This window comes from Paenibacillus spiritus (genome assembly GCF_008710135.1).
Taxonomy (GTDB): Bacteria; Bacillota; Bacilli; order Paenibacillales; family Paenibacillaceae; genus Paenibacillus_AQ; species Paenibacillus_AQ glufosinatiresistens.
In genome coordinates, this window is the sequence record NZ_VYKK01000005.1 from 110,985 (window position 1) to 128,625 (window position 17,641).

Here is a 17,641-nt window from a genome sequence, read left to right on the forward strand (position 1 = left end):
GTTCTAAAGGAGGCTGCAATTTCAGAGGTAATTGCTTTTGGAAAGGAATAAGTGCCGGTCTTCGGCTCACAAAAATGTAAAATTAAACCCCATAAAACATGATTCGACAGCACGTTCTATGGGATTTCGAAATGTCTTTTTGATTATAGTAACGCTGTTGCTCTGATAAGAAGGCATTATTCTACAAATGGGAGTGGTAGGGTGTGAGAAGGAACTCGGTGGTCATCAGGTTGGGATTTTTGCTGGGGTGCTTGGTCCTGCTCTCGGGAAGAAGCGGTCTAGCTTCTGGTCTAGGTTCAGCCCTTCCGGGGAGTTATAAGTATGATGACAATGGAAGGCTGACTTATTTTGAATCTTCAGAGGGCTATATTTTCTATGAGTACGACAGGAACGGGAATTTGCTCAAAAAACGAATCAAGGGTTTTGGGGATCTGGAAACTCCGACAGGCGCCGATCAAATTGTGACCGGCCTGAACGTGAAAGGCTGGCACCTCGACAAGACAGGCATTCAGAGCATCAAAATTTATTTGAATGGAACATACCAGGGTTTGGCAAGCTACGGAGATCCGCGTGAGGATATTTACAGCAAGTATCCTAAGTTTGGCAACCACAATTCGGGATTTCACTATAACATCAGTCTTCCGAAACAGAATGCATCCTATGAGGTTAAGACAGTGGTCCGAAACAATGGCGGCGAAGAAACCGTTTATACCAAGTCTTTCCGATTCGTAGCCTTGAACTCTGTCGGACATCTAGACTCTCCTTCGGAAGGGGTAACCGTATTCTATTATTTAAGATATCCCAATACAAATTACACGCGTATGACGGTAAGCGGATGGCAGTTGGACACGGAAGGGATCAAATCTGTCCAAGTTTATTTGGATAATAATTACATAAAATCAGGAAGTTTGACTGTCTCAAGGTCGGACGTTAAGGCGGCCTACACTCAATATAATCAGAGCATAAGCGGCTATGCAATTGATTTGGATCTTCCTGTGGCCGGGAATGGAGCCGCTGGACAGACCGCTGCCCATCAAGTGAAAGTGGTTGTAGCCAATATGAAAGGCGAACTCTCCACTTACGTGAGGAATTTCGTGGTTAAAAATTCCAATCAGTTTTTTGAAGTGGGACCTTCTGGCCAAAACTAAGCTTATACATTCAAATAATTGAAAATATAAAGAGAACTGGGGAAAAGAAATGATAAAAACAAGCTTAATCAAAAAAGCCGGTGTTGCTCTGTTAGCACTTCTTTTGCTTGTACCTGAAATGGGTGTGTTTGCTGCCGGAGGTACAACGGCAAAAGCTGTACCGGTCAGCATCGCTGCACCGCTTGAAATACCGAAACAGGAACCTCCAAGTTCAGACGGCTCGTACTCGGCTCCATCGACTATACCGGAAAACCTACCGGTTAGCCGTTCGGTTTATTGGACGAATGCTAAGGATCGCGGTGTCCTGTCTTCTGAACAACTGGCTGAGATGTCGCTTACTTTAAAGAATACGGATGCCCGCATTCTCAGAATTAAGGACAAATACGCCGGTTCAGGGAAAATGAAAAACGGCATGGCAGCCTCTAACTTGGGCGCCGCAGAGCCTCGCTTGTCCGACGAGCAAGTCCGCTCGCTCATGCTTCAAGGGGCCACAACGGAAGATGTATTCGAAGCCGCCTACTTGGCTCGGGAGACCGGGTTAGACCCGATCGAACTGTACCTCCAGAAGACAAAGTCTCGAAAGTCCTGGGAGGACCTTAGAACGGTCAAACAACGCGAGAACAAGATCTCGGCCGAGAAGACGGGGAATGTGACTGGTTCGGTATATGCTTCCTCCCTTGACGTCACTGGCGATACCGGTCAGTTCGAAAATGCTTTGCTGAAGGCGGCAGACGCTAGTCTCATAGCCAATTCACCTTTGACAGCCCAGATCAACGGGGTTATTAAAGACTTTGCCTTGGAGAGCATTAAGCAACTCAGTAAGCCGCAGTATTCGGATCAAGATGCAACTGCTGAAACCGTCGATCCAACTTCCACTTCTTTGATTTGGAAATCAACTCAAATCAGTCTCCCCGGGCGAGACGGGTTAGACTTAAATCTTGGCGTCATGTATAACTCAACTGACAGCGAAATGGAGCAAGTCAATTTTAACAACACGATTTATAATTTGGGGACAGGCTGGAGCTTTCGCTTTCCTTCCATACAACCGGCACCCGACAACAAATATTACTACCGGGACGGGGAAGGGTCTATCTATGAATCAACCTTTTCAGCCAATGATACTGGATTAGAGGCCTACACGCATCTCAAAGGATACAAAGGGAAAGATCGTCAGCTTGTTCAGGATCTGGACCATTCTTATTCCAACGGACAATTCAGCTCTACCTACTATATGGAGTATCCTGACAAGAAAAGAGAGTATTTCGGTGGACCCAATAATCGATTGCTGGCTATAGTAGATCGGTTCGGTAATACGATTACTTTTCGATATTCTCCCGAAGGCATGCTCAGTTATATTCAGGATACTGTAGGCAGAAAGATGACGTTTACTTATGACAATCAGGCGGTCTACTCTGTTGAGAACAATAATGCAAACCCGATAACCGAGAAGCTGGTCGTCCAAGTCTACGATGCCTCCGGAAGTCCGCAGCAAAAGGTTACTTATTCCAGAATTCGTGTCGGACATACTTTTATTAATGGCCACCCTGACGGAGTGATTGACCGATACTGGGCAGGCACCCCATTTATACAGCTTCAGTCCATTACGCTCCAATCCGGCGAGGAGATTAACTTCAGACATTATGATAATTACTATTTGTATCATCCGACCTTAAAGACTTCAGACGTTCGGGATCCAGATACGGGATTCTTGTATTTTGATCTGCTCTCCAGTGTGGAATATACACATTCCCAGAGTGTGTTCGTCTGGGGTGACCTTCCGGGCAACCTCATGGGAAAAGGAAACATCCATCATCCGAGCATCACGGAGAGATACGATCAACTGAAGAAAGGCAGCGGTTTTAGCGGAAAGTACAATGATCTGAGTTACGAACATGACAGGTATTCTGACGGGTACCCCGATTACTTCAAAGACGAATATTCCAGTTCTATCCCCGATACGTATACCTATTCAACAATCATTAAAAATCTGAACGGCCAACGGACGACTACTTATACCTTTAATAATAAGGACCAATTGATGACAACTAAAGCAGAGGCCGCCAACGGTGAAAAGATCATTGATAAAAACACCGGCTTTCATGCTGTCTTTACGCAATCTCCCACGACCAGCGAACACTGGGAATATGGTATTGGCGACACGGATATTACCGCTAATAAGCTTTACTCTGAAACTTCATATGATGACCTGGGATATGTGACATCTACAACCCGTCCAGTGACCGGGGAACAATGGGCCAATCCGACGTTGAGGGGGAAAAACACTACCACTTACGAATATGACAGCAGCTTTCACTTGATAAGCCGCAAGACCTGGTACAAAAGCGAAAGCGATCCTTTGCCTCTTACAGAAACTTATCTGTACCATAATGGGGGGGATAAGTCCGGCCGACTGGAAACATACACCGGGCCCGATGGAACCACAGGGTTCACTTACGAGATGGTACAAGACGGAGGGGCGGGCGGAAACAAAGTATCCAAAGTGACTGCCATACGAACCGCGGGGGGGAAGCTGGCCTCCCGGTCAGTTACGACTTTCGGATCCGAGTACGGGTATGCCTATCCGACCGTAATACAGCAGCTGTTCAATGTAAGTTTGCCTACGGAGAAAGCAATCACAACTACTAAAAAATATGATGCTGCAACAGGTCTGGTCACGGAACAGAAAGACAGCAACGGTCAAACGACGAACTATGACTATGACAATCAGGGACGAATCAAGAAGATTACATACCCCAAAATGATCAGCAACGACAACGGTACGCCATATCAGGATACCGAAGAATACAATTATTACCCTAACATGGTTTCGGATCACTTTGACGAGACAAATGCGGGAATTCATGTACTAAAGGTGGACACCTTCAAGATCCGCACCCAGCTAACGAGCGGAGCCAAATCCATTACTTACTGTAATTACTTGTATAATGGTTTGGGGATGCTGCTAACCCAAGAGCAATGGGATGAATACCAGGCAAAATGGACCTTCGACCAATTTCATTACAATGAATCCGGGCAAGCTACCTACGCCAAGGATAAGAGCGGAAACACAGTAACTGCAGGCTATGACGTCTGGGGACGGCAGAATCTGGGCGTGGACGAGTTCGCTAACCGATATATCTCAGAGTATGACCTGAAGCAACGGAAAACGACCAATTATAGGATAAGTGCGGCGGACGGGAAGACATGGAATCGGGTAGAAGAGACCCAAAATCCATGGGGACAAGTGACTTCTCGGACAACGACTTACACGGATCTTCATCAGAAAGCCCAAACGATTTCTGAGCAATATCGCTATGATCTTGCCGGAAATCTTACCGGTTACACGGATCCCAACCAGAATATGAACGAGGACGGAGTGACAACCAGCTTTGTGTACGATGGCCTGAACCGCTTGGCTCAGGTGAAGAATGCCCTGAATCAAAGTACGTTCTATATCTATGACGGGAACAATCAGATCACCAAGGTCAGTATGCAGGAGAAAGGCGGCGCTCCGCAGACCTTGAAGACGGGTGTCTATAATGAAGTCGGCCTGCCAATTGCTAAACAGGACGGACTCGGTCAAAGCGAATCACTCAGCTATAACAGCATGGGGCAGTTGGAGCAACGAACAGACCGCAACAGTACCGTGATTTCCAACCATTACAATGAAGCCGGAGTGTTGGACAAGACAGTATGGAGTGGAACAGTGAACGGAGCGGCAGCGAACCGGGAAGTTCGGTTATTTCTCGGTGACAGCCGCGGAAGCCGGTACAACACGACAAGATGGTACGACAATAACGTCGCGGCCCCGTCAGTGTCCCAGACCAATCTTTTTGACAGTCTTGACCGTTTACGCTGGGTAGATTCCCAAGGAAACGGCTATTCATCTCAGTTGAACCTGAAAAGAGATATATTGGGTCAGGTGATTCAGCAGATCAGTACGAGCTCGGCTTTCGGCAATTTCTATACCAACTACACGTACAACAAAACTCGGGTAGAGACCGTTCAGACAGATGGAAAGGAAGTACCCAGCGGAAATGAGACGGCCAAAGCCTGGTATACGTATGAAGGCAACGGGTTGGTCAGCTCCATCCGCTACCCGCTGCTCAGCGATGGAACTACGCTGAAAGCCGTCTTTGTACATGATGCCAATTTGAACTGGCTACAGCAGGTGACGAATACCAAGGGGGACAATGTCCTAACCAAGTATGAGTATGAGTATGATTGTAACGGGAATATCATGAAGGTGACGGAACAAGGTAGCGACCGTATGGCGCGTTGGAGCATGTATACGTACGATGCGCTGAATAGGCTGAAGACGGTTACTCGCTCGGACGGCAGCGCAGCGGAGTATATGTACGACCTTAGAGGCAATCGCAATACCTTGAGCGATACTTCACCAGGAAGCACGGATTTCTCAGCGGTCAGTTACTCCTATGATCTTATGAACACCTTGACGGGGCTCACGAAAAACAACGTCTCTACCAATTTCGCATATCTGCCGGACGGACTGCGATATCAAAAATCCAGCGGGGGTAATACGACGCAGTATGGCTATAACGCAAATGGCGAAGTGGTCACCGAAACAAAAGGAAATGAGAAGGCAGAATATGTCCGTGGCGATCGTTTACTGGTGAAGAAAGACGTCACCATTAGTACGGCGGTGAAGGACTATTACTATCTTTACAACGGGCACGGCGATGTAGTCCAAATCGTGGATACAACCGGGAAGGTGCTTAACAGCTATGGCTACGATGAATGGGGGAATCTAACAAGCCAAATAGAGGGCATCTCGAATTCGTTCAAATATGCGGGTGAGATGTACGACGATGAGACAGGGTTGTACTATCTACGTGCGCGCTATTATGATCCAGGAACTGGACGGTTTTTAAATGAGGATACGTATGAAGGGCAGATTGATAATCCGCTGTCGTTGAATCTTTATACGTATGTGAGCAATAATCCATTGATTTATACGGACCCGACGGGACACCGAAAAGCTTCAGACAACGACGAATTGGCTGGTTATACGCAACAATATGCTGACGACTATGAAAAGGCAAAGCGTAACGGTGATAAAGAGGGTATGGTTTATGCTGAAAAAATGGCAGATACTATGCGAGTTTCATATTATCGTATGTATGGATTAGAAGTTCCTTCAGATGTCAAGTACACTGATGCTAGTCTTAAAATGCAAAAAGCATTTAGATTTGGATATTTCACGTATATAGCAGCTGCCAGAATGCCACCTCAAAGTTTTTTTAATGGAGAGAGTCCTTTAAACGTTGCTTATCTTACTAAGAATCCGGAATTTATAGCGAACCTAGGTCCTGATAATGTTGCTAAAATATTCCAAAATGAAGGTTTTGAGGTTACCAAGGCTACGCTTAATAGTGGCAATGGTGTTAAACTAATGATTAAAGGTAATCAAATTAATTACATTCAGTTTTCTAACGGGGAAGGCAGACATGGAGTTCCATATATAAAGGTGAATGGAAATGAAATTAAGGTTAAAATTGTTATTGGAAACCCTGGGCAATATAAGGGCAACGTTCAAGAAGAAATTAAAACTGGAACTAGATTCTACTGGCTAGAAGGAAATCAATATAAAGGATGGAGAGGGGAATGACAAAGATTATAGATTTAACCGCACCAATTGATAAATATGGAGGGAAAGTGGGGGTTTTCAAATTAAAATCACATATTAAAGAATACTATGAGATTATTCATGAATATTTATTTGGTATTATTACGCCCTTTTCTCCAGATTTCAAAAAGCATGCTTATTTACAGTCACCGTTTGAAATGGTTTATGTTATCGCTGAGTGTATTCAACTTACATTCAGTACTTTTAATGGTAAGTTGATGAAAGTGACCGTTTTAGAAGGGTATAAAGGTTATTTTAAAGGTATTATTAATATCGGAATGAGTGTTACAGAATTAAAAAATTTAGAACCAGCACTAGTGTATGATGAACAAGCTGAGTGCTATAAGTACTCAGGGTTGAAGGGACTTTCTATAATTTGTGATCCGTATGATAGGTTTATTGAATCAATTTCAATATATATCGAAGAATGGGACGAAGAGGAAGATTTTTATAAAATAGAAAAAATAAAGAAGGGGGAATGGTAAAGTAATGCACCAATTCTTAAGGATTTAATAATTTTTTAACCACATTTGGGTTTTATACTCAATGTGGTTTTTTTTAGAGGAACTGATTCGATAACAAGCCGTCTGCCTTTCCTTAACTGCTTAAGGAACTGAAGAAGTACACCAGGAAGGGCTTGTCCGTAGTCTATGGACTGGAGGATGTCGGAGGTTACGGTAGAGGACTTGCCGTGTATCTAAAAGACAATCGTTGCTGGGTGAAGGAAGTGAACGCAAAGCTCGCTAACGCCAGACGAAAAAGCCATAGGACCGTTCAGAAGTCGGATAGCTGGGATGCGGAATGTGTTGCCAAGGTGCTCAGAGACGAGTTGGAGCGCCTGCCAGATGCTCAGCCTGTTGATCTGTTCTGGGCGATTAGCCAGCTTGTGACGCAGCGGAAATGGTTGGCTAACAGTTTAACGGAAACGGTAAAAAAGATGCATCAGCAGATTAGCTATTCCTATCCCAGTTACAAAAAGTTCTTCTCTGAAGTAGAGGGGAAAACGGCGCTTGCCTTCTGGGAGACCTACCCATCACCGTATACCTTGAAGGACACGTCAGAGGAAGCCCTTGCTGCCTTCTTGCGAAAGCACAGCAACAATGGAATGTCTCATAAGAAAGCAAATCAAATTCTGACTCTGATCGACGCAGATGGAGAAACGTATCGGGATTTTCAGGATTCAAGAGATTCAGTTGTGGTGAGTCAAGTGGAATCCGCTCGGTTTTTTCAAGAACAATTGGTCAGTATCGAGGGTAAGATTGAGCATTTGATGCAGCAGCTTGGCTTCCAGCTTGAATCCATGACAGGGATCAATGTGGTGACAGCAGCCAAGCTTGTGGCAGAGATTGGCGATATTCACCGCTTCTCTTCCTCTGATAAGCTTGCCCGATTTGCTGGAATTGCACCTGTAACGGTTGGTTCAGGAAACAAGTCACGAAATTTCAAGAGTAAGCAGGGCAATCGGGAATTGCATGATATTATCAAGAGTCTTGCAATTCGTCAGATTGGTGTCACCCGTACCAAGAGAGAACCAAAGAATGCCTATTTTCATGCTTATTATGAGCGAAAGATAGCAGAGGGGAAGACGAAGCAACAAGCGTTGGTCTGCTTAATGAGGAAGCTGGTAAATATCATCTACGTCATGATGAAGAAAAAGTCAGCCTACGTGATGCCGAATACACCTGCACAGCAGGCGGGATGATAGAATGGGTGGTAGCTGGGAGTGCTTTCTCAGTTGCCACCTTCTTTATTCAAAGCGCCGCTTTATAAACTAGGATACGGTTGAGGGACAGATTGATAATCCGCTGAGTTTGAATTTGTATACGTATGTGGAGAATAATCCGTTAGTTTATTTTGACCCAACTGGACACTATAAAGATTCAGATAATTCTGAATTGAGGAGTATTTTAGCACCTTTGACTCAAGCCTATAATGTAGCGAGAAATGCCGGTAATAAACAAGCTATGATTGATGCTGAGAAGATGGCAGATGCTATAAGAGTCCAATACTATATTTGCTCGAATGAAGGTTATTGCACAAAAAGCAAATCCCTTCTGCCAAAAGATATTAAGTATACTGACAATACGTATGATATGCTTATGGAGTCGAAATATGGAAATACACATGAGGTGCCGTTGATTGAAGACCCAACATTCTTTTTAGTTGATGGATCAGCAGCCTTAGGGAAATTACTAATAAAAAAAGTGACTACAGGAATAGCTTCTGGCATTGTAAGGGGATTAGGTGCCGAAGATGGTTTTTTAAAACTTGATCTTCAACTCTTTGCAAAAAAAGATTTGAAGATGGTTAATGATGCAGCAAAAAGTGTTGGAGTAGATAGGGATGCCTTCGGAGAATATATCCATGAGTTAAAACAAGCTTTTGGCATGCGTGCCAATCAAAACTTTACTTATCAAGAGTTGATAGAGTATGCAAAAGAGCTTAAAAACGCTATGGGCAAATGATAGGGGGATAAACTTGAAGGGTGAATTTTCATTTGTTACTGTCGATGATTCTATAAACTTTGATGAAATGAGTAAGGATATAAATTTGGTTCCAAGCAGGGTTATCAGAAAAGGAGAAATGGTTGGTTATACTAAACAAAAGGCACCTTTTGATGTCTGGTCCTTTAGCATTAAATTTGATAAAGGAGAAGATATATCAAGCACTCTGGAGCAATTGTTACAGCTATTGATTTCAAGAAGTGAAGCTATTAAAGCATTGTCCAAACAGTATAAACAAGTTCGCATTGATTTGTACTTGAGGTCTGAATACGGACAGTTGGGAATTGAATTTACAAAGGAAAGTTTTGATAAACTAGCTCAGTTAGGGATTGGAATGGACATCCATATTCTTTCCTTCGGTAAAGCTGATTAATCTTATACTCCATTTTTAAGTTTAATTATTGTTTAAATTATGAGAAAACTGGAACATCATTTACGCTATGGTGAAGACAAAATCAGCTTATATGATGCCGAATACACCTGTACAACAGGCAGGATGATAGAATGGGTGGTAGCTGGGATTGCATTCTCAGTTGCCACCTTCTTTATTCAAGGCTCCGCTTTATAAACTGGGATACGTATGAGGGGCAGATTGATAATCCACTATCGTTGAATTTGTATACTTATGTGCAGAATAATCCGTTGCTGTATAGGGATCCTAGCGGGCATATGTCAGAACCTTTATGAGGTACACGAACTAAGATACTTACTGAATGATGCTATTAATAAAAACCTCAATAAAGGAAGTGAACTTTATCAAGCATAGCATGATAAAATATGGGAACGATACGGCTTTGCATCCTTTTTGGATACCAATCGGTACAATTACTTATTTGGTTTATTGACAGGAACAAGTGCTTACGAGAACAGCGTAGGAAACGCAAGCTGGCAAGAGAAGAGTTAATCACTGTGTTTTATGAAGCAAAAGAGTCAGAGTATGTCGCAATATTTGCTTTAGGAATGGCAGGTTGCTTAGGTGGCGGGAATTCTAATGTTTCTAAGGGTATTGGTAAACCTCTAACTACTAGTCAGCTTGGGTTAAAAGACGGAATGAAAATGAAGATAAATGATGTACTTGAAAATGCTGAGAAGTTTTTAGGTCAAGGATACAAAGATATATGGGGAATCGTAACCCAGGTAATAAAACTACAAGAATTTCCTTGTTTCTTTTGATATGCAAAAAATTGCTTGATAGCAATCCCTGAGTAACACAATTAATATATTTTTAATTCAGTATAAAAAGTTAACTTTTACGAAGAGTTCAAGATGGCGACATGCGTGCTTTGATTATTATCTTCAAGAGATCAATAAATGAAAGGAGAAAAAATGAATTCTGAATATTGTAATGTCTGTGGGCTTAAGTTAGATGAAATTCCATCTTCTTTTGATATATGTCCGTGTTGTGGGGTCATGTGGGGATATGAAGATCAAAATAAAAGATCATTGATGAAATTTAGAGAAGAATGGATTGAAAAGGGTTGTAAATGGTTTGATGAGGAGGAACGACCTAATAAGTGGGATGCGAAAGTTCAATTAGCACAAATAGGAATTTACATTTACGTTTAGTAATAGAATGGGTGGTAGATGGGACATCTCCTGTTTGCCACCTTCTTTATTCAAAGCCTCGCTTTCTAAACTAGGATACGTATGAAATTTATGGGGGTAAATATGCAATATTTTACTCGGATTTTCTTTGAAAAAGAGGTTTATTTTGGGTATGAGGAGGACAAAAAACTAAACCAGTTATGGGAGGAAGCTCATGAAAAATATCAACAACATTAAAAAAACTTCAACATAAGATATCAAAAAAGCTATATAAAGTAATTGAAAAGAACGAGTTGCATGATGCTACTTTTAAAAAGATAGAAATGGAATATACCAAGAGAGGAAGTTTTCCAGTTGATATTAATCTTTACTTAGACAGAAAACGAATAAAATATAAGGGGGTAAGAAATCTCATTACAGATATTCACAAGGGAACGGAAGGTAGTAATAAAGGCCTCGGTGATTGTATTATTACTGAATTGCTTGAGATAGACTATAATTATTTTTCACACGAGTTATTGTTTTCTACTGGGGCTATAATACATATTGAATCCAAAAAAGTAATCATTTAGTTTCATAATTACAAAACCCAAGACGAAATCAGTTTATGTGATGCCGAATACATCTGTACAGCAGGCGGGGTGATAAAGTGATGGCAGCTGAGAATGTTTTCTCTGTTGCCGCCTTTTTTATTCAAAGCTCCGCTTAATAAACTAGGATATGTTGTTTGAATTTGTATACGTATGTTGGCAATAATCCCTTAATAACTAGTTCTTTCTTTGAAACTTTAACTGACAGAACTGCTGAGTTCACTCATGTCGACCCTTTTATCTTTAAGAACGGGACACTTATAATTTATCTTGAACATTTAGAGGAGTTCTATAAAATTATACAGGCAATTAATCCTAAATATTAATATTAGGAGAATTATATATGCTTAAACTGAATGTAATAGTGACTTTTAGTTCGGATAAACTTTCACACAACCTGAGTACCAGAAATATTCTTAGACCGGGAGTAAACTTTGGAAACAACTTATTATTCTCAGGAACAATTATTACTAAACCGGACGTAGGAGAATTAGTAAGAGATATTCAATATTCAGTGTCGATTGAACTTCCAACTATTGATAAAGACTCTTTTGAATATATTAAGACCTAGCCAAAGTTGGTGATAATATCACTCTTCAACTCGCTTCAAAAATATTAGGGCAAGGATTCATCGAAAGCTACACTTTCGAAAGTGAGTAATGAAAGTGGCCACAGGCGTGTTCAAGTGCGTATACTTTGTGAACAGTTGATAATAGCAAAATAGACAGTGGTTACTTCATGAATATTCAATTGGAAAATAGGTGGAAATTGAGAAATCCCTCTCAGTTGCCACCTTCTCTTTTAAAGCTCCGCTTTATAAACTGCGTATGAGGGGCAGATAAGCAACCTGTTAATATATATGTGAGCAATAATCTGCTGATCTAAACGGACCCCACGGGGCATGCCCAAGGTTTAGGGTAGCGGGGAAGTGACACCCGCTGATAAAGCAGAAGTAAGTCTTACACAAAAAGTTGGGCAGTGGATTAAGGTAATAGTTAAGAGAAGGAAAAGTTTTAAAGGCCGCTTCAAAAATAATAGGCGGTGCAGAGTATAAACTAGTTGGAAATAATACAGTTGTAAAATTCACTAACAGAAAACATTTTAGAGTAATACCGACTTAACTGGATACGAAGTGCTGCAGAACAATTTTTTATAAGGAACTTAAATTCATTTTGTATATCACACTAAGACAAGACAAAGCAATTTGATGACCTTAAGTTCAAGTAAAAAGGCGGATGGAAAGATGGATGATAAGAATAGAATGATTAGTACCGAAAACTATTGTACGACAATGGAATATTTGTATAAAGTTGAAGGGTATTTAACTCTAACTATCGGCGTTAAGTCTGGAGTATTCATGGGAAAGTCGAATTTTTGTATTTCAGAGGAACAGCTTGAAATTTTTATTGATTCTCTTAATGAGATTAATTTGAGACTTTCGGGAGACTTTAGAATGGATGATTATGATTCGGACGCTCATATCATCTTTGAAGCAACAAAGTTAGGAAATGTTGTTGTCACGGGTCAATTGGAGGAAGTCATGAAGAACACAGTATGCGGTTCAAGTTTACTTCTGACCAAACAATATTTGAGGGGCTTGTGCAACTGCTTGAATCTCTAATATAAGCGTAACCAAAAAATAAGATGAACTTAACGCCCACTATCCCCGTATGAGATAATTTCAAAACCCCTGTACTTACAATTCATATCAGTTAATCAAGCAAGAAGGCAAAACGAAGGTGCTCAGAGATGAAGGATAGGAGGAACTTATTTGACTTTATTTGAAGAGCTAGTGAACTTATTAGGCAACAATGTGGAGATTGCGACGATTGAAGGGACCGAGAAGTTGTTTCAAGCTTTTGTGGAAAAGTATCCAGTTACAAGGTGGGGAAGAATAGATTGGGGTGTTCTGAAGGAAAAATACGAAACCGCTTCAATAGAAGGGGCAGCGGAAATTATCGATACCAAACTTAAAAACAGTCGTCTGCAAAAAGTAAACGTACTTTGGAATTACTCAGATGCACCAAGTGTCCAGGTCGAACTCGATCAAGTAATTAATTTTATAGATGATTTTATCACGGTAGGATCGGATACCTGGATAGTAGGTTTAGATTTCTCGTTTGTTATTGAATTTTTTCATGAAGGAGAAATTACACTGGGATTCTTGTCACTTTGATAAAGCGTTATGAGCTAGTAATAAGAATACAGCACTTACCGTCAAAACCAATTATCGTCGATAATTCTAAAAACTTTGATGAAAGGAGTAAGAGTATAAATTTGGTTCAAGCAGGCTTGTCAGAAAAGGAGAAAGGATTGGTTAGACTAAACAAAAGGCACCGTTTGATATCTGGTCCTTTAGCATTAAATTTGATAAAGAAGAAGATATGTCAAGCACTCTGGAGCAATTGTTACAGCTGTTGATTTCAAGAACTGAAGTTATTAGAGCATTGTCCAAGAAGTATAAACAAGTTCGTTTGGAGTTGTACTTAAGGTCGGAATACGGACAATTGGGGATAGAGTTTACAAAGGAAAATTTGGATAAACTAGCTCAATTCTGAATTGGAATGGAAGTCCATATTTTATCCAGAAGGAAGGCAATGTCCGAAAATTGCTCCTTCCTTCAGATATACTTATTCACGCAGCACGAATACCCCGGCACCCCGGCGTATCTCTGCGAGGCTGCCGGGGTATTCGTCTTTCCCTTCGTATCAATCCGTTATGTTCCTCGTATAATACTCGATAATGTCCTTGCGGCGGATGATGCCTAGGAACACGCCGTCCTGATCGACGACGGGGACGAAGTTCTGGTCGGCGGCAAGCGTCAGCATGTCTTCCATCTCGGCACGGATATAGACGCTCTCGTTCAGAACATGCCGCTGGATGGTACTGACCGGCACGGAGGCCATGCCTTCAAAGGTCAGGCCGGGCGTGCGCTTGAGCTTCCAGAGCAGGTCGCCCTCGGACAGGGTGCCGGCGTATTTGCCGGTTTCATCAATAATGGGAATGGCGGTGTAAGAGTGCTTCTCAAGCTGCTCCATCGCTTCGAGCATGGAGTGGGAGGAGGAGATATAAGCGACTTCTTCCTTGGGGAGCAGAAACGCGCTGATTTCCATGGGCGGATTCTCCTTTGCGCTGGAATTGGTAACCGGGCATAGGTCTATTAAAACATAAAATTTATGTAATCGCTTAATAAATGTTACGGGGCGGTGTGATTTAATGAGCCGGCTGCGGCCGGGGAGCGCTATTTCGCGCTCCCGCGGATGGCCAGGTAGTGAGTGACGTTGGCGTGCAGGGGATCGACGGCTCCGCCTTTGATGAGCCGGATCAGGGTCCGAGCGGCCGTCATGCCCATCTCGGTCGCCGAATAGTCGACGGTGGACAGCTTCGGGCGGACGATGGTCGACATGTAGCTGCCGTCGAAGCCGAAGACGGACACATCGCCGGGAACGGCGAGACCCCGGTCGAGCAGCTCGTTCATCGCGCCGATGGCCATCCAGTCCGTGGCGCAGAAGACAGCCGTAGGCCGGCCGTGCTCCAGAATGCGCCGCATGGCGGCGGCCCCGTCTTCGGTAGAATGATGGCTCTCGGCGACCCACTCCGGCCGGACGGCAAGCCCGGCGGTCTCCATAGCCTGAAGGAAGCCCCGGTAGCGCTCATCCCCGACGCCCATGCCGCCGCCGACCCGGATCATGGCAATGTCGGAATGGCCGTGCTGAATGAGCCAGGTGACGGCTTCATAGGAGGCCATGAGGTTATCCACATGAACGGACGGCACACCGGGAACGTCCGACACCTGGCCGGCGAGCACGCAGGCGATTCCGGAGTCCGCCAGGCATTCCTGATGCTGCGGACCGAACTGCGAGCCGACGAAGAGGATGCCGTGCGCGCCGATGCCGCGGAACCGGTCGAGATAGTGCAGCTCGCTCTCGACGCTGCCGTCGGTCAGACCGATCAAGAGCTCATAGCCGTGAAGCGGCAGCACGCTGCCGATTCCCGTCACGAGCTCGCTGACGACGGTCTGGGTGAAGGCGGGCGCAATGAAGCCGATGAGGCTGCGCTCGGCGCCTTCGCCGAGCATCTCCAGGCGGTAGCCCGTCTGGCGCATCGCTTCGAGGACGCGCCGCCGGATGTCGTCGTTCACCGGCTTCGTATGGTTGATAACCCGGGAGACGGTGGCCATGGACACACCGGCCAGCCGGGCGATATCGCGGATGGTCGTTTTCATCAGAATCACCACTTGAAGAGATTTGAGAAAATATTTTCCTGATAGCATCATATCAGAACGGTTTTGGAAAGCCAAGGGTCTATTGCTATCTCTATTGACCGGGAAAATAAATGACTATATACTGACCTTAAGGAAAATATTTTCCCACAACCGAGAACGAGCGAGCGCAAAGGAGATTTCAGACATGGAACGGATCTGGTGGAAGGAAGCGGTGGCGTATCAGATTTACCCCCGCAGCTTTATGGACAGCAACGGCGATGGCATCGGCGACCTGCGGGGCGTAATCTCCAAGCTGGATTATTTGAAGGAGCTGGGCATCGACGTCATCTGGATCTGTCCGGTCTACAAGTCCCCGAACGACGACAACGGCTATGATATTTCGGATTATAAGGACATTATGGAAGACTTCGGCTCAATGGCCGATTTCGACGAGCTGCTGGCCGAATGCCACAAGCGCGGCTTGAAGCTGATTATGGACCTGGTCATCAACCACACCTCCGACGAGCATCCGTGGTTCATTGAGTCCAGTTCGAGCAAGAACAATCCGAAGCGGGATTATTATATCTGGGCCGATCCGAAGGACGGGGCTGAGCCCAACAACTGGGACAGCCTGTTCGGCGGCTCGATCTGGGAGTACGATCTGGTCACGAACCAGTACTATATGCACGTGTTCTCGAAGAGACAGCCGGACCTCAACTGGGAGAACCCCGAAGTGCGGCATGAGCTGTACGACATGGTCAACTGGTGGCTGGACAAAGGGATCGACGGCTTCCGGATCGATGCGATCTCGCACATCAAGAAGCTGGCGGGCTTCCCCGATCTGCCGAACCCGGAAGGACGCAAGTATGTGGCGGCGTCGGCGGGCCATATGAACCGCGAGGGCATCCACGACTTCCTGGAAGAGCTGAAACGGGAGACTTTTGATAAATACGATATTATGACTGTCGGCGAAGCAAGCGGCGTAACGGCGGACGAGGCGGACCTGTGGGTCAGCCGCGAGAACGGCAAGTTCAATATGATTTTCCAGTTCAACCACATCAGTCTGTGGAAAAAGGACCTGGCCGAAGCGCTCGATATTCCGCGCCTGAAGGCGGTTCTTACGGAATGGCAGATTGCCCTGGAGAGGGACGGCTGGAACGCGCTCTTCCTGGAGAACCACGACAACCCGCGTTCGGTATCCACGCTTGGCAATGACAGCGAAGAATACCGCGTCCTGTCGGCGAAGGCGCTGGGAACGATGTTCTTCAACATGCAGGGCACCCCGTTCATTTACCAGGGAGAAGAAATCGGGATGACGAACGTGAAGTTCGACTCGATCGACGATTACGATGATGTCTCGATGCGCAACTGGTACCGGATGGGACGGGAGGAAGGGAAGACGCACGAGGAACTGATGCCGGTGATCTGGACGAACGGACGGGACAATTCGCGGACGCCGATGCAGTGGGACGATTCCGAGAATGGCGGATTTACGTACGGAACGCCGTGGATGAAGGTCAACCCGAACTACCGAGAGATCAATGTGGCGAAGGATCTTGCCGATCCCGATTCCATTTATCATTACTACAAGAAGATGATTGCCCTGCGCAAAGCGAGCCCTGTTGCGGTCTACGGCCGCTATGAACTGCTGCTCTCCGAGCATCCGCAGATTTATGCCTATACCCGCACGCTGGACGGGGTGCGCTGGCTGGTGATCACGAATCTGACCGCCGAGAACGCCGTCTTTAAGCTGCCGGTCAAAATCCGGTTCAGCACGGTTAAGCTGCTGCTGTCGAATTACGGCGAACCGGCGGGCGACCGCTTCCGCGAACTGCCGCTCCGGCCGTATGAGGCGCTGATCTACGAGCTGGATGTGCTCGGGGAGACCGATGCGGAAGCCTTGGCAGAAGCGGCGGAAGAAGCGTAATTACGTCATTTGTGAAGCTGTAAAATGAGACCCCCTTCTACTCCTTATCGGGGTAGGAGGGGGTTTTTGGGCTGTC

The 17,641-nt window shown here is 44.7% G+C and carries 13 protein-coding genes; 11 read left to right on the forward strand and 2 right to left on the reverse strand.

The window, feature by feature from the left end:
• Positions 1-230 precede the first annotated feature (230 nt).
• The 10 genes from F4V43_RS05030 to F4V43_RS05080 all read left to right on the forward strand — a co-directional run bounded on the left by F4V43_RS05030 (position 231) and on the right by F4V43_RS05080 (position 13,610).
• Positions 231-1,148, forward strand: a complete 918-nt coding sequence (locus tag F4V43_RS05030; RefSeq protein WP_150457159.1) for a hypothetical protein — start codon at positions 231-233, stop codon at positions 1,146-1,148.
• A gap of 49 nt (positions 1,149-1,197) precedes the next feature.
• Positions 1,198-6,777: an RHS repeat domain-containing protein gene (locus F4V43_RS05035; RefSeq protein ID WP_150457160.1), complete on the forward strand. Its 5,580-nt coding sequence runs from the start codon at positions 1,198-1,200 to the stop codon at positions 6,775-6,777.
• Positions 6,774-7,280: a hypothetical protein gene (locus tag F4V43_RS05040; RefSeq protein WP_150457161.1), complete on the forward strand. Its 507-nt coding sequence runs from the start codon at positions 6,774-6,776 to the stop codon at positions 7,278-7,280. Before F4V43_RS05035 ends, F4V43_RS05040 begins: the two co-directional genes overlap by 4 nt.
• Before the next feature lie 152 nt (positions 7,281-7,432).
• On the forward strand, positions 7,433-8,497 hold the full coding sequence (locus F4V43_RS05045) for an IS110 family transposase (protein WP_411898450.1): 1,065 nt from the start codon (positions 7,433-7,435) through the stop codon (positions 8,495-8,497).
• A 115-nt stretch (positions 8,498-8,612) separates the two neighbouring features.
• Positions 8,613-9,260 carry a hypothetical protein gene (locus tag F4V43_RS05050; protein WP_150457162.1) on the forward strand — a complete coding sequence of 216 codons (648 nt, stop codon included), beginning with the start codon at positions 8,613-8,615 and terminating at the stop codon, positions 9,258-9,260.
• A gap of 13 nt (positions 9,261-9,273) precedes the next feature.
• Positions 9,274-9,672 (forward strand): DUF4279 domain-containing protein, encoded by a 399-nt coding sequence (locus F4V43_RS05055; protein WP_191089480.1) that lies wholly within the window; start codon positions 9,274-9,276, stop codon positions 9,670-9,672.
• 536 nt (positions 9,673-10,208) lie between these two features.
• Entirely contained in the window at positions 10,209-10,472 is a 264-nt protein-coding gene (locus F4V43_RS05060; protein WP_150457164.1) for a hypothetical protein, read from the forward strand.
• A 138-nt stretch (positions 10,473-10,610) separates the two neighbouring features.
• On the forward strand, positions 10,611-10,865 hold the full coding sequence (locus F4V43_RS05065) for a hypothetical protein (RefSeq protein ID WP_150457165.1): 255 nt from the start codon (positions 10,611-10,613) through the stop codon (positions 10,863-10,865).
• 1,812 nt (positions 10,866-12,677) lie between these two features.
• Complete coding sequence (locus F4V43_RS05075) at positions 12,678-13,055, forward strand: hypothetical protein (RefSeq protein ID WP_223879781.1); 378 nt, start codon at positions 12,678-12,680, stop codon at positions 13,053-13,055.
• A 150-nt stretch (positions 13,056-13,205) separates the two neighbouring features.
• A complete protein-coding gene (locus F4V43_RS05080) occupies positions 13,206-13,610 on the forward strand; it encodes a hypothetical protein (protein WP_150457167.1) in 405 nt (134 codons plus the stop codon).
• A 532-nt stretch (positions 13,611-14,142) separates the two neighbouring features.
• Here F4V43_RS05080 and F4V43_RS05085 read toward each other — a convergent pair.
• Positions 14,143-14,547 (reverse strand): CBS domain-containing protein, encoded by a 405-nt coding sequence (locus F4V43_RS05085; protein WP_150457168.1) that lies wholly within the window; start codon positions 14,545-14,547, stop codon positions 14,143-14,145.
• Between the two features lie 128 nt (positions 14,548-14,675).
• Positions 14,676-15,659 carry a LacI family DNA-binding transcriptional regulator gene (locus F4V43_RS05090; protein WP_191089481.1) on the reverse strand — a complete coding sequence of 328 codons (984 nt, stop codon included), beginning with the start codon at positions 15,657-15,659 and terminating at the stop codon, positions 14,676-14,678.
• Positions 15,660-15,843: 184 nt separating this feature from the next.
• Between F4V43_RS05090 and F4V43_RS05095 the strand changes: the two genes are divergently transcribed.
• A complete protein-coding gene (locus tag F4V43_RS05095) occupies positions 15,844-17,565 on the forward strand; it encodes a glycoside hydrolase family 13 protein (protein ID WP_150457170.1) in 1,722 nt (573 codons plus the stop codon).
• Positions 17,566-17,641: the final 76 nt, after the last annotated feature.